Genomic DNA, 19505 nt, shown 5'->3' on the forward strand with positions numbered 1-19505 from the left:
ATTACAAAAATGTATGTAGATTTAAATAAAAATAGCTTATGTATCCTATCTTTCCCTTTTTCATTGTGAAAAAACGCCCGACCATACGGGTGGCCAGGCGTTTGTCATGTATGCAATTAGTTAGTTACGATTAGAATTTTACGATGGCGATTGCCAAAATGAAAAATAAAATCGAAAGTACAATTGTCACTCGTTGTAGCACTAAGTCCAATCCACGTGCTTTCTGTTTACCAAAAAGTTGTTCGGCACCACCGGAGATGGCTCCAGATAGACCAGCACTTTTTCCGGATTGCAATAATACAACTACGATCAACGCCAATGATACGATTAATAGTAACGTCATTAACAAAGCATGCACTTTGTTCCACCTCCTGAATCGAGCATCACAACATTTATATTCTATCAAACATTTTTCACTGTTACAACAAAATTCGAGTTATAAAACATCAGCCGGCTAGCGCCGGCTGATCTTTGAGATTATTTTTTTAGGTTATAAAACGATTTTACCCCTAGGTACACTGCTGTTTCATCCAATTGGTCCTCGATGCGGAGCAATTGGTTGTATTTAGCGACGCGGTCTGTACGGGAAGGAGCTCCTGTCTTAATTTGACCCGCATTTGTCGCTACAGCGATGTCCGCAATTGTCGTATCTTCAGATTCGCCGGAACGGTGGGAGATGACTGCTGTGTAGCCCGCGCGTTTCGCCATTTCGATCGCATCGAATGTTTCTGTCAATGTACCGATTTGGTTCACTTTAATGAGGATCGAGTTGCCGACGCCTTCTTCAATACCGCGCTCCAATTTTTCTGTGTTCGTGACGAATAGATCGTCCCCAACCAATTGGACTTTTGAGCCTAGACGCTCTGTCAACAGTTTGTGCCCTGCCCAGTCGTTCTCGTCAAGTCCGTCTTCGATTGAGACGATCGGATATTTTGAGCAAAGCTCTTCATACCAAGCGACCATTTCTTCAGACGTTTTCGTAATGCCTTCTCCCGCTAAACGGTATGTTTTCGCTTCTTTGTCGTAAAACTCGGAAGACGCAACGTCCATTGCGAGCAATACTTCTTCACCTGGTTTGTAACCTGCTTTTTCGATTGCTTCCATAATCGTTGCAAGCGCTTCTTCGTTTGATGATAAGTTCGGTGCGAATCCGCCTTCATCACCTACTGCAGTGTTCAGGCCTTTTGATTTCAATACAGATTTCAAGCTATGGAAGATTTCAGTTCCCATGCGAAGGCCGTGTCGGAATGATTCTGCACCTACTGGCATGACCATGAACTCCTGGATATCGACGTTGTTGTCCGCATGTTCCCCGCCATTCAAAATGTTCATCATCGGAACTGGCAATTGCTTCGCATTGACGCCGCCAAGGTATTGGTACAGTGGAACGTCCAAGTAATCCGCTGCAGCGTGTGCGACTGCCATCGAAACGCCAAGGATTGCGTTTGCGCCGAGCTTGCCTTTGTTTTTCGTGCCGTCCAAGTCAATCAACGCATTGTCGATGACGACTTGATCGAGCACTGAATAATTGTCTACGATTTCATCTGCAATGATTTCATTGACATGATCGACCGCTTTCAAAACACCTTTTCCAAGATAGCGGGAATCGTCTCCGTCGCGCAGTTCGACTGCTTCGTATTCACCTGTGGAAGCGCCTGAAGGAACGATAGCGCGGCCAAATGCTCCGCTTTCAGTGAACACTTCAACTTCAACAGTAGGGTTACCACGTGAATCAAGAACTTCTCTTGCTTGGATATGAGTAATGATTGGCATTTCAATCTCTCCCTTTATTAGAATAATGGTGTTCCGGACATTTCTTCCGGCTGTTCGATTTCAAGCAGTTTCAACATCGTCGGCGCAAGGTCTGAAAGTATTCCGCCTTCCCGCAACTCGATATCAGGTTTTGTAATGATGACCGGCACAGGGTTTGTCGTATGCGCAGTCATCGGCTTTCCTTCAAGGGTCACGACTTCGTCCGAATTCCCGTGATCCGCCGTAACGATTGCCGTTCCGCCTTTGAGCATCAATGCGTCAATGATCCGTCCAAGGCAAGTATCGACCGTTTCGATCGCTTTAATCGTCGGTTCGAGCATTCCGCTATGCCCGACCATGTCAGGATTCGCAAAATTGAGGATGATGGCATCTTGGCTATCAGCTTCAATCTCTTTGAGCAATGCCTCCGTCACTTCGACCGCACTCATTTCTGGCTTCAAGTCATATGTCGCGACTTTCGGGCTTGCGATGAGAATCCTTTTCTCGCCTTCAAATTCGTCTTCTTTGCCGCCACTCATGAAAAATGTCACATGTGGATATTTCTCTGTTTCTGCGATTCGTAGCTGCCGGAGTCCGTTTTTCGAAATCACTTCGCCGAGCGTGTTCTCCAAGTTTTCATTTCCGAAAACAATGTTTGCACGTACTTCATCACTATAATGTGTAAATGTCACAAACTTCAAGTTTTCGAACGTTTCAGGACCTGTATGGAAGCCGTCAAACGTTGGATCTGTAAATGCTTTCGACAATTGAATCGCACGATCAGGACGGAAATTGAAGAACACTACTGCATCTCCGTCTTTCACTTTTGCGACGGGCTCTTTCCCCTCTGCGATGATGAAGGGTTCCACGAATTCGTCATGGACGCCTTTCTCATACGACGCGAGGATGCCCTCCGTAGCGCTTTTGAACTTCTCTCCCGTGCCATCGACAATCGCCCGGTAGGAACGCTCCACCCGCTCCCATCTTTTATCACGGTCCATTGCGTAGAATCGTCCAGAAACCGTAGCGATCTTACCAACTTCAAGCCCTTCCATTACCTTTTCGATCTGTTCGACGAAACCTGTGGCCGTTTGTGGACCTACGTCCCTTCCGTCCAGGAATGCATGAACAAAAACCTTTGTAATTCCATTCATTTTGGCGAGGCGCAAGAGGGCGAAAAGATGCTCATAATGGCTATGTACGCCGCCATCTGAAAGCAACCCCATCAGATGAAGGGATGAATCTTGCTGTTTGACGTGTTCAATCGCCCCAAGCAATGCAGGGTTCGTCATGAAGTCTCCGTCTTTAATTGATTTATTAATTCGTGTCAGGCTTTGATAGACAATCCGCCCAGCACCGATATTCAGATGGCCGACTTCCGAATTCCCCATCTGCCCTTCTGGAAGGCCGACAGCTTCCCCGCACGCAGTCAATGTCGAATGCGGATATTCATTCCAAAGAATATCGAAATTCGGTGTTTTTGCTTGGGCGACCGCATTGCCGAATCGCTCTTCGCGCCATCCAAAGCCGTCCAAGATAATTAATGCGACAGGCCCTTTATTCATTCGCCGCCACTCCGATCATTTCGAGGAATGAATCCGGCTCAAGGCTCGCTCCTCCAACAAGTGCACCGTCGATATGTTCCATCGACAACAACTCGCCAATATTGCCAGGTTTCACGCTGCCGCCATACTGGATGCGAATCGCTGCAGCCGTCTGCTCATCATATAGCTTGCCGATTTCAGTACGAATCTCTCCGCATACTTCATTCGCATCTTGAGCAGTCGCCGTTTTGCCTGTTCCGATTGCCCAAATTGGCTCATACGCGATAATCGCTTCCTTCGCCTGTTCCGCGTTGACACCTTCAAACGCCTTTTTCACTTGGGTTGCAACCGTTTCGACTGTTTTCCCGGCTTCACGTTCTTCAAGACTTTCCCCAACACAGACGATTGGCGTCAATCCTTTTGAAAAAGCCGCCACTACTTTACGATTGACCGATTCGTCCGTTTCATTGAAATATTGACGACGTTCAGAATGGCCGAGGATGACAAACGGCACTTGTAAATCCGCCAGCATTTTCGGACTAATTTCACCCGTGAATGCACCTTCATCGACGTCATGCATCGTTTGTGCTCCGATTTTCAATGGAGTACCTTCCGTTAATTTTACAAGCTCAGACAAATAAAGAGAAGGTGGACAAATGACTGCTTCTAACTTGTCTGTCTCCGGTAAGCGATCTTTCACTTCTGTTGCAAAGTTCTTCGCTTCACCGATTGTCTTGTACATCTTCCAGTTTCCTGCAATGATTCGTTTCCGCATGTTCCTACCTCCCGTTACTTATCATTCAACGCGGTTACGCCAGGCAATTCTTTCCCTTCCATGAATTCCAATGACGCTCCGCCGCCCGTTGAGACATGATCCATTTTGTCAGCTACGTCGAATTTCTCGACTGCCGCAGCGGAATCTCCTCCGCCGATCACGGTATACGCTTCCGTTTCAGCCATTGCAAGCGCAACTTCTCTCGTGCCTGCTGCGAACAGCTCCATTTCGAAAACACCCATCGGTCCGTTCCAAATGATAAGCTTTGAATTCTTGATGATATCTGCGTACAACTTAGCCGTTTCTGGTCCGATATCGAGTCCCATCCATCCGTCCGGGATTTCGTCGATCTTCACTGTTTTCACATTCGCAGTGTCGGAAAATGAATCCGCAACGACCGCGTCAATCGGCAAATGGAGTTTAACGTTTTTCTCTTTCGCTTTTTGAATGAATGATTGAGCAAGTTCAATTTTATCTTCTTCGACTAGAGAGTTGCCTGTTTCATATCCTTGCGCTTTCGTAAACGTATAGGAAAGGCCGCCTCCAATTAATAAATGGTCCACATTGTCCAACAAATTATCAATGACACCAATCTTATCTTTCACTTTCGCACCGCCGATAATCGCTGTGAACGGCCGCTCTGGATTTGACAACGCCTTCCCGAGGACTTCCAGTTCCTTTTCTAGCAAGAATCCGCTGACAGCTGGAATGTACTCCGCGATACTCGCAGTGGAAGCGTGTGCACGGTGAGCAGCTCCGAAAGCGTCATTGACGAAGACATCCGCAAGTGCCGCGAACTTTTTCGCTAGCTCCGGATCGTTCTTTTCTTCCCCCGCATGGAATCTGACGTTTTCCAGAAGGATGATATCTCCATTTTTCATATCGGAGACTGCTTGTTCAACTTCTTCCCCAATGGAAGAATCAAGCTTCTTCACGTTTTTCCCGAGGAGTTCCGCTAATCTTGCACCGGCTGCCGTGAGTCTCATCTCTTCATTCACTTCGCCTTTGGGACGTCCCAGATGACTTGCAAGAATCACTTTCGCTCCTTGTTCCACCATGAATTCAATCGTCGGAATCGCAGCACGGATTCTCGTATCATCCGCAACTTCGCCGTTTTCCATCGGCACATTGAAATCGACACGGCAAAATACGCGTTTCCCGTTCAATTCAATATCTTTGATCGTTTGTTTGGCTATCATGTTGACTGCACCCCTCTACGAAAATTAGACCGCCAGAAAAGGCGAGGTAAATCAATTACGCCTCGGCGTAATTGCGTCGGGATTTTGAATTGCGCTTGCGCAATTAACTCCCTACAAAATCCCTGACATCCGCCGGAGGCTATATCTAGATTCAGCGTTCTTTGCTGAATCTAGATAAAAAAAGAAGGAACGGGTATCACCGTTCCTCCTACCCATCTATCTATTATAGTGGGTCGCCATAAGAATGGCTATGTTTTAAACAAAAGCCGAGGGTGATGCGCTTATATGCCCTTTTTATTCATGTAAAGAGCCAAGTCGATGCAGCGGGCGGAATAGCCTGTCTCATTGTCATACCAAGAGATGACTTTCACCATGTTGTCACCCAATACCATTGTCGACAGCCCGTCTACTGTAGAGGAAGCAGTATTTCCGTTGTAATCCGTTGATACGAGCGGAATGTCGTTATAGAAAAGAATATCTTTCAATTCATTTTCGGAAGCTTTTTTCAAAGCGGCATTCACGTCTTCTACTGTCACTTCTTTTGAAAGCTCTGCTACGAAGTCAACGAGTGATACGTTCGGTGTCGGTACGCGGACTGCCATGCCGTCCAGCTTTCCTTTTAACTCTGGGATTACTTTTGTTACTGCAGAAGCGGCTCCTGTTGTTGTTGGGATGATCGACTCCGCAGCTGCACGAGCACGTCGATAGTCAGAATGCGGCAAATCCAAAATCCGTTGGTCATTCGTGTATGAATGGACTGTTGTCATCATTCCTTTATTAATGCCGAATTGGTTATGCAACACTTTGACGACAGGCGCAAGGCAGTTTGTCGTACAAGATGCATTGGAAAGGACTTTATCAGTTTCCGGATTATACGAATCTTCATTGACGCCCATGACAATCGTTTTAACGTCGCCTTTAGCCGGTGAAGAAAGAATGACTCTCTTCGCGCCCGCTTCAATATGTTTCATAAGCCCTTTTTCATCTCTGAATACACCAGTTGATTCGATGACGACATCGATGTCTAGATCGCCCCAAGGCAATTGAGAAGGATCTTTTTCTGCGTATACTTTGATCTTCTTGCCATCCACAACGAGATGATCTTCCTCAGAACCGACTTCACCATCAAAAATTCCGTGCACTGAATCGTATTTCAGAAGATGTGCCAACATTTGTGCATCCGTCAAATCATTTACTGCTACGATTTCGATTTCCTCATGTTGTCTTGCTAACCTAAAGACCACTCTACCAATTCGTCCAAATCCATTGATTGCCATTTTAATCGCCATTTTTATGACCTCCTATAGTTCACTTCAAGTATTTACGTAATTCGTTCATGTTATCCTTCCATTTCCGCGAGCATCGCACGCGCCGCTCCTTCATCGGTAACAAGGATCGTTTGGCGGGGAGCGCTTGCCATATACGATCGTATTGCACTTGCTTTGCTTTTCCCTCCAGCAACTGCAAGGATCAGCGGCACTTTCTTCAACTGGTCCGTTTGAATACCGACTGTTCGGATCCGATGGACGACATTTCCTTTTCCGTCGAAGTAATAGCCGAACGCTTCACCTTTTGCGCCTTTTTCCTGCAGTAGAAGGCGTTCATGCTCAGGCGTATTGCGCAAGCTTGCCATATGATGGGCATCTCCGATTCCGTGCAGGACGCAATCTGTCTTCTCATAGAGCTCCATCATTTGGATGGCAGTCGGTTCTCGCTGGAAGATTTCATGCGCTTCGGCGCTAAGGGATTCGGGGTAATGGAAAGTGCTGTATGTCCCCCCACTCGCTTTAGCAAATGAGGCTGCGATGACATTCGCCTGCAATCCGATATCCTCCCCTACTCCACCCCTCGCGGCAATGAAATGCATCTGCTCCGCGTTTTCAAATGGATGGATGTGCAGTGGAATAGCAGCTACCGAGCTCCCGCCTGTAACGGCAATGATTCGCCCATCACCGATCTGTTTCATAAATTCAACGGCGGCTTCTTTTCCGATAAGACTTTTCACTACCGGATTCTCATCGCAATCCCCCGGGACGATATGCACGCTTTGGATCCCTAAAAGGTCTCCCAGTTTTTTAGCTTGCACTCCGTGTCCCGTCCACATATCGATGCTCGGTCCAAGTGTGTCAATGATTGCTGCCCCTTCGGACGTAATAGTGGCTCCTTCTTTCGCAATTCGAATAAGTCCTTCCGTCCGTAATGCTTCCATCACGTTTCGACATTCCCTCTCCGAAATAGATGCCATCTGGCTCAGAGGTCTTCTGCCGATCGGTCCGGCAATTTCGATGAACTTTAAAACTTTGTACCGTTGTTGTAATAACTCAATCATTTCCGGGACAAGCTTACGTTGGGCTTCAATTATTTTCGGGATCACGGAAAGCACCTCTTTTCATGAAGGGGCATTTATTGCCCACCTGCTATATTTCTGTCCCACCTAGTGCAAAAAAATATAACTCTCGTTTTTAGTATATACCCTGACGTTTCTAAATTCAAACTTTGACGCCCTTATTCAAATAAATTAATCAAGTCGATATAGCCGATGGACCCGTATAATAACACTTCGCCATCTTTCTCAACGACCGGAATCATTAGCATATATTTTTCATGGCTTTCATCATCCGTTTCGATATCAATTGTCGACCACGTCAACGGATAATCCTCCTGCACGAGTTTCATCATTGCTTCTGCCTCGTCGCATAAATGACAGCCCTTTTTCGTATAAAATTGAACATGCATTTGGAACACCTCAATCTTGTGTTTTCTTTAAGTATAGATGTAAAACGGCGTTTCGCAAAAGTTTCTGCGAAACACCGCTAGGGTCACCAACTTCTTCCTGCACCGCCTCCGCCACCGGATCCACCTCCGCCAGAGAAGCCGCCACCGCCTCCGCCAAAGCCGCCTCCACGGAAACCTCCACCGCCTCCAAATGAGCCAGGGAAGAAAACCATACCACCTCTACGTCTTCTTCTACCTCCCGGACCGCCGCCACCTCCGCGGCCGCCACCCATGAAACGGAAGAGAAGATAGATGATAATAAATATGATAATCGGTGCAGGAATGCCGATCCCTGAACTACCACCTTGGCTAGCGAGTGTGTTCACTTCGGCAAATTCCCCGTTCCATCCGTATTCTTTTGCAATTTCATTGTAATACGACTTGTATGCGTTCATGATCGCCATATCCGGTTGTCCATTTGATAAATACGGAACAGCGACTTCATCCATGATCCGGCCTACTTTTCCGTCCGGCAGTGCACCTTCCAGTCCGTACCCAGTCGACAGATAGAAATGTCTCTTTCTATCCGAATTCGGAGTTGTCGTCACGATGAGCAATGCACCGTTGTCTTCTTCCTTTTTCCCGAGTTGGTATTCCCTGAGAGCCTTTACAGCAAATTCTTCAATCGGTTCATCTCCGATACTTGGCAACGTGAGTACCGCTAGTTCAGCGCCTGTCGCCTTATCCAACTCTCCACCTAATCGATTTAACTCAGCTTTCTGTTCCGCTGACAGGATATTTGCATGATCTTGTATATAGTAATCCGCTCCATTCCATGCCGGGACGTCAGCTGCGAACGCCATTACCGGCATGATCATCATGAAGCTGAGGCAAAATAAGATCATGCATCGAAACGTGTTGCGGATCACTTGCCGTCATCCCCGAAATCGACTTCAGGTGCTTTTTCTGCAGCTGGATCTGCCTCGAAATATTCCTTTTCGTCAAACCCGAAAATCGTAGCGACGATTCTGCCCGGGAACCGTTTGATTTGCCTATTATATTCGGAGACGACATTGTTATAGTCTCTTCTTGCTACGCCGATCCGGTTTTCCGTCCCGGCAAGCTCATCCATCAATTGAGTGAAGTTCTGATTCGCTTTCAATTCAGGGTAATTTTCCACAACGACGAGCAATCGGCCGAGCGCACCCGATAGCGCTGTATCCGCAGCCGCCTGCTCCTCTGGTCCTCTTGCCCCCGCAAGATTTGCACGCGCCTCTGATATTTCCGCAATTACTTCCTTCTCGTGACTTGCATATCCTTTGACGGTGTTCACCAAGTTTGGAATTAAGTCAAGCCTGCGCTGTAATTGATTCTGAACTTGTGCATACGATTGATCGACATTTTCTTCTAGATTGACAAATTTGTTATAGCTGGGCACTAACATAATGCCAAGTATTACAAGAATAACAACAATAATAGCTATGGGTCCTAACATTCTTTTCATCTCTTCACACTCCATTCAATATATTTTGCAATACCCCACCAGCATTGCATCCCAAACTACTGGGTAGTTATACTATTTATCGTATGTCTTGCGAAAAGGTTTCAAACTAAACGAAATATTTCCAGTTGAATTGAGCCCTTGAACGATTAATTGAGCCTTTAATCAAATTAAGGAGCCCTTGTCGCAATAAAGGAGCCCCCAATCAAAAAAGCATAAAAAACCGACTCCATTATTAGAGTCGGCTCATACTGTTATTATTTTTTTAAGTCTTTCATGTCGCTGCGTGTAATGATATGGTCGATTAGTCCATATTCCTTTGCACGTTCAGCTGTCATGAAGTTATCGCGGTCTGTGTCTCTCGCGATGACGTCAATCGGTTGGCCTGTGCGTTCGGACAGGATTGTGTTCAATTTTTCACGTAGGAAGAGAATGCGTTTTGCTGCGATTTCAATTTCAGTCGCCTGGCCTTGAGCTCCTCCAAGCGGTTGGTGAATCATCACTTCAGCGTTCGGAAGTGCATACCGTTTCCCTTCGGTTCCTGCTGTCAAAAGGAAAGCTCCCATTGAAGCTGCCATACCGATACAGATTGTTTGGATGTCAGGCTTGATGAATTGCATCGTATCGTAAATCGCCATACCAGCTGTAATGCTGCCTCCCGGGCTATTGATGTAAATGGAAACGTCTTTTTCTGGATCTTCCGCTTCAAGGAAGAGTAATTGTGCAACAATGGAGTTTGCGACATTGTCGTCGATTGCGCTTCCTAGCATGATGATCCGGTCTTTCAATAAACGGGAGTAAATATCATACGCGCGTTCTCCCCGGTTTGTTTGCTCGATGACTGTAGGTATTAAATTCATGTTATTTCCTCCTTATGAATGGTCAGGATTTCGTTCTGCTGAAACCAGTTGGTTCAACTGTACTCCTATCATACATACTATGGTCAATTAAGGTCAAATATAACGCATTAAAATTAGGTATTGCATTAATCCAAGTTTTTTAGTATACTAAATCTTGTCTGTTACTACTGACAGTAATAGTTTGCCCTCGTGGTGCAATGGATAGCACGCAAGATTCCGGTTCTTGAAATGTGGGTTCGACTCCTGCCGAGGGCGTAATAGAATTTAGTAAGAAGCCTGTAAACATCTTCATGTTTACGGCTTTTTTATTTTCAGCCGTTTCCTATCTTCATAGTGAAACGGCTGATTTCATTCATTAATTTTCATTTTCAACAAGTGTGGAGAGGGTTTCGATTGCTTGGTCTTCGTCGACGCCTTCCGCAATCAATGTCACTTGCGAGCCTCTTGCAACTGCCAAACTCATCACACCCATGATACTTTTCGCATTCACTTGACGGTCATCCCTTTTCAAAAATACATCCGCCATGAATCGATTTGCTTCTTGCACAAATAATGCAGCTTGTCGTGCCTGTAAACCGGTCTTCATTTTTACCTCAACTGTTCTTTCCGCCATCTCACTCGACTCCTTCCTGCCAATTCTCCTATTTATCTGCTTGCAATTCCTCCATTGCGGAGATTTTCCGCAATTTCTTCGATTTTACGTAGACGATGATTCACGCCAGATTTACTTACCGCACCTCCGCTCACCATTTCACCGAGTTCTTTTAACGTGACGTCCTGGTGTTCGATGCGCAGTTGAGCAATTTCCTGTAGTCGATCCGGCAATTGATCTAACCCGATTGTACTCTGGATGAATTTAATATTTTCAACTTGCCGTTGTGCCGCCCCGATTGTTTTATTCAAGTTGGCGGTTTCACAGTTGACAAGGCGATTGACGCTGTTCCGCATATCCCTTAGAATCCGGACGTCTTCGAATTTCATCAAGGAAACATGGGCTCCAATTAAACTTAGGAAATCCGATATTTTTTCCGCTTCTTTCAAATAAGCGATATATCCTTTTTTCCGTTCAATGGACTTCGCATTCAATTGGTATTTATTCATCAATCCGACTAATGCTTCACTATGCTCTTTGTAAAAAGAGAAGATTTCCAAATGATAAGAGGACGTTTCGGGATTGTTGACCGAACCGCCTGCGAGGAATGCTCCACGCAAATACGATCTTTGGCAACATTTCTTTTTCACTAATTTCTCTACAATCTCATTTTTAAATTGAAAGGTTCCCGTCAGAATATATAAGTCCTCCAATAATTGCTTCGCTCCGTCGCGAATTCGGCATATGTAGACATTGTTTTTCTTCAGGCGCATTTTTTTGCGTACGAGCAGTTCGACTTTATATGGATATAACTTCTTGATATTCGAATATAGTCTCCTTGCAATTGCCGCATTTTCTGTTTGCACGTCCAAGCTTAATTGTTTATTGGAAAATGAAAGTGCGCCGTTCATTCGGATGAAGGCGGCGATTTCTGCTTTCACACAGCATTCTTTGGAATCGATTTGTGTCAGTTCCTTCTTCACTTCAGATGCAAAAGACATGATTTTCCCCCTCTCTCTCGGTGATGATCAGGTCTCCTCGCTAACGATTGTACCTTCCATATAACCCATAATCCACGATGCGACTTTGCCGGCATCATGTATAATTCTTCCTTCCGAAATCGTTGAAAAGTCTCCTAAGACGATTGTCGGTACGAGCAGTTGCAACACATCTACGTCATTTTCCACAGGTAGCTGCGTAATCGTCGGCTCTTCTCCGTTGAATAGATTTTGAAAATCCGTCTTATTCAACAATACCGTGTCAATGAATTGACTGCCCGCATGATCATATAACGCTTTTACATGCTCAGACGCAGTGTACTGGTACGTCTCGCCTTCCTGCGTCGTCAAGTTATTGATGTACACCTTTTTCGCTCGACACGCTAGAACGGCATCACGAATGCCCCTTACAAGTATCGTCGGCAAAATGCTCGTATATAAGCTTCCAGGCCCAAAAATGATCAAGTCAGCTTGTTGAATCGCCTCCACCGTTTCAGGTAACGGATCGACCTCTTGCGGAGACAGATAGACTTTCTGAATTTTACGCCCGTAAACCGGTATTTTTGACTCACCGGTTACAATTGTGCCATCATCGAGCTCGGCATGCAAGGTGATCTTTTGATTTGCGGCAGGAAGCACTTTCCCTTTAATATTTAAAACCATGCCCATTTTTTCTATTGCGCGGGCAAAGTCACCCGTTATGTCCGTCAGTGCGGCAAGCATAAGGTTTCCGAGCGAGTGCCCTTTCAAGTCGTCTGAAGTGGAAAAACGATACTGGAACATTTTCTCAATCAATGGCTCGACATCTGAAAGCGCTGCCATCACTTGACGGATATCTCCGGGTGGTGGGATATTATATTGATCCAACAGCCTTCCGGAACTGCCTCCGTCATCCGCGACCGTTACAATCGCAGTAAGATCGACCGGATAGGCTTTTAATCCCCGAAGTAACGTGGACAATCCGGTCCCGCCGCCAAAGACGACAATTTTTTTCTTTTCCCCGGATTGCGACATACTGTCAACCCTTTCTCTTCTCAACATCTCGATGTGTAATGACTGTCTTATATTCTTCTTTGAACCGATTCCCGAAGTATTCCGCAAGCGACACGGAACGATGTTGTCCTCCCGTACATCCAAAGGCGATGACTACTTGGGATTTCCCTTCGTTTTTATACTGGGGAATGATGAATTTGAACAGGTCTGTCAACTTGTCAATCAACATTTGTGTATCGTTCCATTTTAACACATATTCATAAACTTCTTTGTCTAAACCGGTCATCGGTCTCAATTCTTCGATGTAATAGGGGTTCGGTAGAAAACGCACGTCAAAGACAACGTCCGCGTCGATGGGCATACCGTGTTTAAAACCGAAGGAGATGAAATTGAGGGTGAATCCAATGTCTCCTGCTGTGGAGAACGTTGACATGATCTTTTCCCGTAATTCCCTTGGCTTTAATTCTGAAGTGTTGAAAATGAAACGGGCCCGGCCTCTCAATTCGGTTAGGAGATTGCGTTCTTTCCGTATGCCTGTAAGTGGCAATCCCCCTACTGCTAGTGGATGGGACCTTCTCGTTTCCTTGTACCTTCTGACAAGGGTCGCATCATCCGCATCTAAGAACAAGAGCTTCGTCGAAACACCGTCCATGTTCAGCAAGTTATCCAAGGCACCGACTAAGGCGTCAAACAGGTCGCCTCCCCTTGTATCCATGACCGCGACAATCCGTCTCATTTTGTTTTCCGATTTCATCATCAAATCGAGAAAAGTGACGAGCAACTCTGGAGGCAAATTATCGATACAGTAAAACCCCAGGTCTTCGAAACTTTGCATGGCAACTGTTTTTCCCGCCCCTGACATACCCGTAATGATGACTAATTCGACATCGCTGTTCGGCAATTCATTCTCCATTAATTCTGGTCACCTTCCGTAGATTGTTGTATGTGTTCCTCTAAGAGTTCAAACTCTTCTGTATAGTAAAATGTACCATATTGCACACCAATTTGGGAGGCTGCAAATAATAAATTCGTTCGATCGCCTTCCGCCATCGGCAAGGTCTTCAAGCTTTCAACAGGATGCCATTCAAGCAGACCTTCCCTGTTCGATTCGTAAGGCGTCCCAATCAAGTCTTGCGCAACGAAAGTGAAGAGCATCCATTCGTTTAGCAGTTCCTTTGATTCCTTGTCGACGATCATCATTGTGTAGATGCCTTTTACATGCGGTTCGACAGGTGTGGCGCCGGTTTCTTCTTGAAACTCCCGGATGGCGGCGGTGTAAATTGATTCGCCTGGATCCATCTTGCCACCGGGGGCCACGTACCAGTCTCTTCTAGGTTTCTTCAATAAAAGAACGTGGTTGTCTTTGAGTACAAGTAAATTCGCAATTCGTTGCATGACTTTTTTCCTCACTTCTCTTAATGCGCATATTACCATTATACAATGTTTTGAAAGCAAACGACAAAAAAAGAAGACCACCTGCCGGCAAAGGCAGATCGTCTTAAAATGTTTCTATATTAAAAGGGGGGTCAATTGATACTCTTACTATAACCCTTTTGTATTGCAGGACGGTTACAGGAAGATTAAGGATTGATTAATATTTTCCAGCGGAACCGGATTTCCGCTACAGGCGGACGCTTTCCGTGGGCACGGCTTCAATCTCCTCGTCACTGCGTTCCTGCGGGGCTTTCAGCTCGTGCTGTTCCCACTGGAGTCGCCGCCTTTCGCTACAATCCTACAATACCTGTTAATAAAAGGAGACCCCTTTACAGGATCTCCTTGATAATCAAACCTCTGCAGCCATTTTTTCTTCGAGTTCTTCGAGGTATTTTTGGCATGCTTGGGCTGCGATGCTGCCGTCGCCTGTTGCTGTTACGACTTGGCGTAGTGTTTTTTGGCGGACGTCGCCGGCTGCATAGATGCCAGGAACTTTCGTTTCCATTTCTTCGTTCGTGACGATATAGCCTTGTTCGTCCAGAATTCCTAAATGTTTAAATGGCGCCGTCAACGGAACCATGCCGATATAGACGAACATTCCTTCTGTATCCAACACTGTTTCCGTGCCGTCCTTTGTAGAGACGAGCGTGATGGAGCCGATTTTACCATCTTTTTCATTCACTTGTTTGACCGTTGAATTCCAGATGAAATTGATTTTGTCGTTTGCAAAGGCGCGGTCTTGTAGAATTTTTTGCGCTCGGAGTTCATCGCGTCGGTGAATGATCGTCACTTTATCTGCAAAGCGCGTCAAATAGACACCTTCTTCGACTGCGGAATCTCCGCCTCCGATGACAACGATTTCTTTCTTTTTGAAGAACGCCCCGTCACAAACCGCACAATAACTGACGCCGCGGCCGGCGAGTTCCTGTTCTCCCGGAACGCCCATTTTTTTGTATTCGGCACCCGTTGAAATAATGATCGCACGTGCTTTATATTCTTTATTTCCCGATTTGATTGTTTTGATATTTCCTTCGTCGATGACTTCGGTTACGTCGCCATAAGCGTATTCCGCACCGAACGCTTTCGCGTGTTCAAACATTTTTGTCGAAAGTTCCGGACCTAAAATCGTCTCAAATCCAGGATAGTTTTCGATTTCCTCTGTGTTCGCCATTTGTCCCCCAGGAATTCCGCGCTCTAGCATAAGAGTCGATAAGTTCGCTCTTGATGTATAAACTGCAGCTGTCATTCCCGCTGGTCCAGCCCCAACGATAATGACGTCGTATATTTTCTCGGTTGTCATTTGATACCCTCCTCCAGTATATCTACCTCTGTTTAAATCGTATAAGATTCCATGGGGTCAATCAATTTATATGCTTACGTGCTCTCGGTATCCGTTACGCATTGAATTGAGGTAAAAACTCGATCAGGTCATTGACGTATTTCGTCAAGGTTGCGACTGCAATGCCATAATTACGGGCGATTGCCGTTTTCGTCACCCCTTTATACCTGGATGATTGGAACATATAATCTGCGGCAGCCGCCAATGCGCTCGGATTCCTAAAATGGTAAGACCGGATGAGCCCCACTTCACAAAGGGTGAACCACATTTGAAAAAGATGGGTTCCTTGGCGTTCCAACGGTTTATATTTATCATATAACAATTCCGTCGTCTCCAACGCTCGCATGAATGAATGGTCAAATTCATTTTCCATCGTGAATTCATAGTCGAGACTATGTGCCAAAAATAATTGTTCGATGACACTCAACTTTTCGAGGTCAATGTAAGTAGGATGTGAAACAATTTCTTGTTTATGTGCTGATTTTCCTAACAAATAAAACCCTAACAATCTTTCACTTCTATATTTATTCGTAATTTTACTTAATAAAAATTCCCGATCTTGTTCATAAGACTCCGGTTTTGTCTCTGAATGTACATCTTTCCACGGTTCAAATCCCGCTTTGGAAGGATCGAGTTCCACTAGTTTTTCGTATGATTCCTTAGCAGCCTGTTCACGGCCAGAGAAATACGCGGAATGTGCCAGCCAGAAATAATAGCCCGCATCCCCTTCAAAGCCACGTTTTTGCAAGCTTCTGAGCCATCCGTACGCCTCTTCATGCTTACCGACCAACGCAAAGGTGGCACCTAATTTATAACGGTGCACAAATTGATACGGTTTGATTTTCATGAGGAGCTCGAGCATTGAGTCCAATTCCTCTTTATCTTTTTCGTAATAATAAAAGACGGCGAGATTACATAAGGCATGAAGGTTCCCTTTATTCTTATCGAGTACTTCAAATAGCAGTTCCTTCGCTAAGTCGATTTTCCCGACATAAAAGTAAGCAAGCGCTAAATTATTATAAGCCGCCCAAAAGTCGGGATAATCGGTAATGATAGCCTCTAGTATTTCAATGGCTTCATCGAATGTGCCTGCTTCCATATATCGCCTTGCTTTTTCTTGCAAGAAATAGACTTCACCATCCGGCATTTCCTCATCAACGAAAAAGGCTTCCTCTTGCTCGGCAAAATCAATGATTTCCATGGAATCGTCAGCTAACGGTCCGTCCGGTGCCAACGCTATATATTTTTCCGCATAAATTTTCGCATCACGAAGCAGGCCCAAATGAGCATGGACTTCTGCTAAATAAAAGATGATATCCTCCTCTTCCGGGTCGAGGCCATGAGCGGTCGCCAGAATTTCATAAGCTTCCTCAAACAAGCCCTCTTCCATAATGAGAATACCGTATTGCATCAATATGAGTGGATCATTCGGGCTAAGTTCGACCGCCCTCTGCAAATATTTATGGGCATCGTCAAAGCGTTCACGTTGCATCGCTTTAATGCCCTTTTGATAGTAGAATTCACCGTCAGGGATAAAAGAAATGACTTTCTTATCTATGTTCCTATGCTTTTTATCCAATCAAATTCCTCCGAAAAAAATTAGAAGGAACGTTTCCACGTCCCTCCATCAACTCGTTTCATTATATCATAACTTCTATTCCCGTCATTCATTTTCTTGAAACGCTTCTTTCGGAGCCGTCTTCCGTCGCTCCTCCATCTGCTCTTTCGTGTAAATGATCCGAACGGGATTCCCTCCCGCCATCGCGCCTGCAGGAATGTCACGATTGACAAGACTTGCTGCCGACACGATGGCTTCGTCCCCGATTGTTACACCGGGAAGGATTGTTGTATTGGCGCCGATCATTACTTGATCCCCAATCACTACGTCACCGATCCGGTATTCTTCTATTAAATATTCATGGGCAAGAATTGTCGTATTGAATCCAATAATTGAATTCTCCCCAACCGTAATGCGTTCAGGGAACATCGTATCCGGCATGACCATTAAGGCGAATGATGTTTTCTTCCCGATCTTCATCCCTAAAAACGTCCGATAGATGAAATTTTTCAAAGGCATGAATGGTGTATAACGACCGAGTTGTATGAACACGAAGTTCTTCACTACTTTTAAAAAAGGAACAGTCTTATAAATATGCCAAAGGGAGTTCGCATTTCCTTTAGCAGGATAACGCTCCGTCCGTCTCAAGCTTCCACTCCTGCTGTAATCGACAGCAAATCTGAAATATGTTGAAGGACAAAATCAGGTTCCAACTCTTGGATGAACTTCTCGCCTTTTGCCGACCAAGCGACGCCTGCCGTGCGAACTCCAGCGTTTTTCCCTCCGACAATATCATGTAAATTATCGCCGATCATGAGCGTTTCCTCCGGGGTCGATTTCAAACGTTCCATCGCAAGAAGCAACGGTTCCGGATGGGGCTTTGCGTGCGTCACGTCATCTAAACCGACGATTGTATCGAAAAGGTTTCCCACCGGCATTAGCTGCAAGCCTTTCATAATCATCTCATTACGTTTTGTTGAGACGATGGCCATCTTGAAGCCGGCATTTTTTAACTGTTGTAACGTTTCAGAGACGCCATCAAATTCCGTAGCGAAGGCGTCGTGATTCGCAAAATTCCACGTCCGATATTCATCGATCAATTCATCTGCTTTATCTGGATCGATACTTTCAAACGTTTCCCTTAATGTTGGTCCAAGAAAAGGCAGAATGTCTTCCCTCTCGTATTTCCCCGGATAATGCGCGTTCAATACCGTTTGGAATGTTTGGATGATCAGTTCATTCGTATCAAGCAATGTTCCGTCGAAGTCAAATAATAGTGTTGTTATTTTAGCCATTCAGTGCTGTAACCTCCTTCTCTCGTTTCAGATCTGCCTGTTTCCAGAAGTAAGCGACAACAATCGTCAATACGAACGCTGTGACGACCCGGATGATAAGCAGCGGCACTATTGGAATGCCTAATGGTACGAAAATGAGCGTATCCTCAACGACTGCGTGGCAGGCAACGAGAAAAATCATGACAAGCGTTGCGTCTTTTTTGCTGACGCCATCTTCCTGAACTGCTTGAATCATGACGCCTGCACCGTAGGCAAGGCCGATGACGAGGCCCGCAACCAAAGTCATCGATGCATTCGGTTGGACACCGATAACTTTTGTAATTGGCGTCATCTTTTCTGAAAACTTCTGTAAGTAATTACGGTCTTTCAAAAATTGGACGAAGATCATAAGCGGAATGACGATGAGTGCAAGTTGCAATACACCAAAAGAAGCTTTTTGCAAACCGAGCAATCCGATTTCGAGCCATCCTTCGGGAACAGCTGTCACTTCGGGTGCCATGCCATACTTTGCGATTTCCCCGCCGCCCTTCCAAAACAAATTAATAATAATGGCGGAAAATGCTGCTAAACCGAATCGTACAACGAGGATGACCCACAATTTCACCCCGACCTTTAAAGCGACACCTGACTCGATGAACATATTATGTGCAAAACTTAGCATTACAGCCAAGATGAATACTTCTTTCACTGTCAATTCGAGTGATAGAATTCCGGCAATCCCCGCGTATAAATTCAATGCATTGCCGAGCACTAACGGAATCGCGGCTTCTCCGCTTAGCCCAAATAGTCCCATGAACGGAGCAATGAGGTCCACGACCCACGGCAATATCGGTGTATGTTGTAAAATCACGACAAGGATCGTGATCGGGAAAATGACTTTCCCTAACGTCCATGTCGTCTTCAGTCCAGCTTTCAATCCATTACGAAGCGTCTGCATTTCCCATCCCTCT

General features: G+C 45.5%; 21 protein-coding genes and 1 tRNA gene. 1 reads left to right on the forward strand and 21 read right to left on the reverse strand.

Going from position 1 to position 19505, the window contains the following annotated elements:
* Positions 1 to 130 precede the first annotated feature (130 nt).
* The 11 genes from secG to clpP form a co-directional block, all read right to left on the reverse strand.
* A complete protein-coding gene (gene secG, locus MHZ92_RS15645; RefSeq protein ID WP_239432650.1) occupies positions 131 to 358 on the reverse strand; it encodes a preprotein translocase subunit SecG in 228 nt (75 codons plus the stop codon).
* 119 nt (positions 359 to 477) lie between these two features.
* A complete protein-coding gene (eno, locus tag MHZ92_RS15650; RefSeq protein WP_239432651.1) occupies positions 478 to 1773 on the reverse strand; it encodes a phosphopyruvate hydratase in 1296 nt (431 codons plus the stop codon).
* A 17-nt stretch (positions 1774 to 1790) separates the two neighbouring features.
* A complete protein-coding gene (gene gpmI / locus MHZ92_RS15655; RefSeq protein WP_239432652.1) occupies positions 1791 to 3317 on the reverse strand; it encodes a 2,3-bisphosphoglycerate-independent phosphoglycerate mutase in 1527 nt (508 codons plus the stop codon).
* Positions 3310 to 4071, reverse strand: a complete 762-nt coding sequence (gene tpiA, locus MHZ92_RS15660) for a triose-phosphate isomerase (protein ID WP_239432653.1) — start codon at positions 4069 to 4071, stop codon at positions 3310 to 3312. The genes gpmI and tpiA overlap by 8 nt, the downstream gene beginning before the upstream one ends.
* A gap of 14 nt (positions 4072 to 4085) precedes the next feature.
* On the reverse strand, positions 4086 to 5267 hold the full coding sequence (locus MHZ92_RS15665) for a phosphoglycerate kinase (protein ID WP_239432737.1): 1182 nt from the start codon (positions 5265 to 5267) through the stop codon (positions 4086 to 4088).
* A gap of 284 nt (positions 5268 to 5551) precedes the next feature.
* Positions 5552 to 6559, reverse strand: coding sequence for a type I glyceraldehyde-3-phosphate dehydrogenase (gap, locus tag MHZ92_RS15670; protein ID WP_239432654.1), 1008 nt, complete (start codon positions 6557 to 6559; stop codon positions 5552 to 5554).
* A 50-nt stretch (positions 6560 to 6609) separates the two neighbouring features.
* Positions 6610 to 7644: a sugar-binding transcriptional regulator gene (locus MHZ92_RS15675; RefSeq protein ID WP_239432655.1), complete on the reverse strand. Its 1035-nt coding sequence runs from the start codon at positions 7642 to 7644 to the stop codon at positions 6610 to 6612.
* A gap of 131 nt (positions 7645 to 7775) precedes the next feature.
* The gene (locus MHZ92_RS15680) at positions 7776 to 8006 is read right to left on the reverse strand and encodes a glutaredoxin family protein (protein ID WP_239432656.1); all 231 of its coding nucleotides are present in this window, start codon (positions 8004 to 8006) and stop codon (positions 7776 to 7778) included.
* 83 nt (positions 8007 to 8089) lie between these two features.
* On the reverse strand, positions 8090 to 8890 hold the full coding sequence (locus MHZ92_RS15685) for a TPM domain-containing protein (protein WP_239432657.1): 801 nt from the start codon (positions 8888 to 8890) through the stop codon (positions 8090 to 8092).
* A 20-nt stretch (positions 8891 to 8910) separates the two neighbouring features.
* Positions 8911 to 9489 (reverse strand): LemA family protein, encoded by a 579-nt coding sequence (locus MHZ92_RS15690; RefSeq protein WP_239432658.1) that lies wholly within the window; start codon positions 9487 to 9489, stop codon positions 8911 to 8913.
* 254 nt (positions 9490 to 9743) lie between these two features.
* Positions 9744 to 10346, reverse strand: coding sequence for an ATP-dependent Clp endopeptidase proteolytic subunit ClpP (gene clpP / locus MHZ92_RS15695; RefSeq protein WP_239432659.1), 603 nt, complete (start codon positions 10344 to 10346; stop codon positions 9744 to 9746).
* A 183-nt stretch (positions 10347 to 10529) separates the two neighbouring features.
* Between clpP and MHZ92_RS15700 the strand changes: the two genes are divergently transcribed.
* A tRNA-Arg gene (locus tag MHZ92_RS15700) sits at positions 10530 to 10601 on the forward strand.
* Positions 10602 to 10701: 100 nt separating this feature from the next.
* Here MHZ92_RS15700 and MHZ92_RS15705 read toward each other — a convergent pair.
* From MHZ92_RS15705 to MHZ92_RS15750, 10 genes are all read right to left on the reverse strand, one after another.
* Positions 10702 to 10959, reverse strand: a complete 258-nt coding sequence (locus MHZ92_RS15705; RefSeq protein WP_239432660.1) for an HPr family phosphocarrier protein — start codon at positions 10957 to 10959, stop codon at positions 10702 to 10704.
* Between the two features lie 32 nt (positions 10960 to 10991).
* On the reverse strand, positions 10992 to 11939 hold the full coding sequence (whiA, locus tag MHZ92_RS15710) for a DNA-binding protein WhiA (RefSeq protein WP_239432661.1): 948 nt from the start codon (positions 11937 to 11939) through the stop codon (positions 10992 to 10994).
* A 27-nt stretch (positions 11940 to 11966) separates the two neighbouring features.
* On the reverse strand, positions 11967 to 12950 hold the full coding sequence (locus MHZ92_RS15715; RefSeq protein ID WP_239432662.1) for a gluconeogenesis factor YvcK family protein: 984 nt from the start codon (positions 12948 to 12950) through the stop codon (positions 11967 to 11969).
* Between the two features lie 4 nt (positions 12951 to 12954).
* On the reverse strand, positions 12955 to 13842 hold the full coding sequence (gene rapZ / locus MHZ92_RS15720) for an RNase adapter RapZ (protein ID WP_239432663.1): 888 nt from the start codon (positions 13840 to 13842) through the stop codon (positions 12955 to 12957).
* Entirely contained in the window at positions 13842 to 14324 is a 483-nt protein-coding gene (locus MHZ92_RS15725) for an NUDIX hydrolase (protein WP_239432664.1), read from the reverse strand. Before MHZ92_RS15725 ends, rapZ begins: the two co-directional genes overlap by 1 nt.
* 388 nt (positions 14325 to 14712) lie before the next feature.
* A complete protein-coding gene (gene trxB / locus MHZ92_RS15730; RefSeq protein WP_239432665.1) occupies positions 14713 to 15663 on the reverse strand; it encodes a thioredoxin-disulfide reductase in 951 nt (316 codons plus the stop codon).
* A 94-nt stretch (positions 15664 to 15757) separates the two neighbouring features.
* Entirely contained in the window at positions 15758 to 17281 is a 1524-nt protein-coding gene (locus MHZ92_RS15735; RefSeq protein ID WP_239432666.1) for a tetratricopeptide repeat protein, read from the reverse strand.
* A gap of 84 nt (positions 17282 to 17365) precedes the next feature.
* The gene (locus tag MHZ92_RS15740; protein WP_239432667.1) at positions 17366 to 17908 is read right to left on the reverse strand and encodes an acyltransferase; all 543 of its coding nucleotides are present in this window, start codon (positions 17906 to 17908) and stop codon (positions 17366 to 17368) included.
* Positions 17905 to 18555 carry a pyrophosphatase PpaX gene (ppaX, locus tag MHZ92_RS15745; protein ID WP_239432668.1) on the reverse strand — a complete coding sequence of 217 codons (651 nt, stop codon included), beginning with the start codon at positions 18553 to 18555 and terminating at the stop codon, positions 17905 to 17907. The genes MHZ92_RS15740 and ppaX overlap by 4 nt, the downstream gene beginning before the upstream one ends.
* Positions 18548 to 19492: a nucleoside recognition domain-containing protein gene (locus MHZ92_RS15750; protein WP_239432669.1), complete on the reverse strand. Its 945-nt coding sequence runs from the start codon at positions 19490 to 19492 to the stop codon at positions 18548 to 18550. Before MHZ92_RS15750 ends, ppaX begins: the two co-directional genes overlap by 8 nt.
* Between the last annotated feature and the right edge of the window lie 13 nt (positions 19493 to 19505).

Source organism: Sporosarcina sp. ACRSL (assembly GCF_022346605.1).
Classification (GTDB): Bacteria; Bacillota; Bacilli; order Bacillales_A; family Planococcaceae; genus Sporosarcina.

Bases quoted from the DNA above. Each gene is read 5' to 3' on its own strand.
- tpiA (WP_239432653.1), bottom strand. From the start codon at position 4,071: ATGCGGAAACGAATCATTGCAGGAAACTGGAAGATGTACAAGACAATC.
- rapZ (WP_239432663.1), bottom strand. From the start codon at position 13,842: ATGGAGAATGAATTGCCGAACAGCGATGTCGAATTAGTCATCATTACG.
- MHZ92_RS15705 (WP_239432660.1), bottom strand. From the start codon at position 10,959: ATGGCGGAAAGAACAGTTGAGGTAAAAATGAAGACCGGTTTACAGGCA.
- gpmI (WP_239432652.1), bottom strand. From the start codon at position 3,317: ATGAATAAAGGGCCTGTCGCATTAATTATCTTGGACGGCTTTGGATGG.
- MHZ92_RS15685 (WP_239432657.1), bottom strand. From the start codon at position 8,890: ATGATCTTATTTTGCCTCAGCTTCATGATGATCATGCCGGTAATGGCG.
- ppaX (WP_239432668.1), bottom strand. From the start codon at position 18,555: ATGGCTAAAATAACAACACTATTATTTGACTTCGACGGAACATTGCTT.
- whiA (WP_239432661.1), bottom strand. From the start codon at position 11,939: ATGTCTTTTGCATCTGAAGTGAAGAAGGAACTGACACAAATCGATTCC.
- MHZ92_RS15690 (WP_239432658.1), bottom strand. From the start codon at position 9,489: ATGAAAAGAATGTTAGGACCCATAGCTATTATTGTTGTTATTCTTGTA.
- MHZ92_RS15750 (WP_239432669.1), bottom strand. From the start codon at position 19,492: ATGCAGACGCTTCGTAATGGATTGAAAGCTGGACTGAAGACGACATGG.
- trxB (WP_239432665.1), bottom strand. From the start codon at position 15,663: ATGACAACCGAGAAAATATACGACGTCATTATCGTTGGGGCTGGACCA.
- eno (WP_239432651.1), bottom strand. From the start codon at position 1,773: ATGCCAATCATTACTCATATCCAAGCAAGAGAAGTTCTTGATTCACGT.
- gap (WP_239432654.1), bottom strand. From the start codon at position 6,559: ATGGCGATTAAAATGGCAATCAATGGATTTGGACGAATTGGTAGAGTG.
- MHZ92_RS15725 (WP_239432664.1), bottom strand. From the start codon at position 14,324: ATGCAACGAATTGCGAATTTACTTGTACTCAAAGACAACCACGTTCTT.
- MHZ92_RS15715 (WP_239432662.1), bottom strand. From the start codon at position 12,950: ATGTCGCAATCCGGGGAAAAGAAAAAAATTGTCGTCTTTGGCGGCGGG.
- clpP (WP_239432659.1), bottom strand. From the start codon at position 10,346: ATGAATTTAATACCTACAGTCATCGAGCAAACAAACCGGGGAGAACGC.
- MHZ92_RS15680 (WP_239432656.1), bottom strand. From the start codon at position 8,006: ATGCATGTTCAATTTTATACGAAAAAGGGCTGTCATTTATGCGACGAG.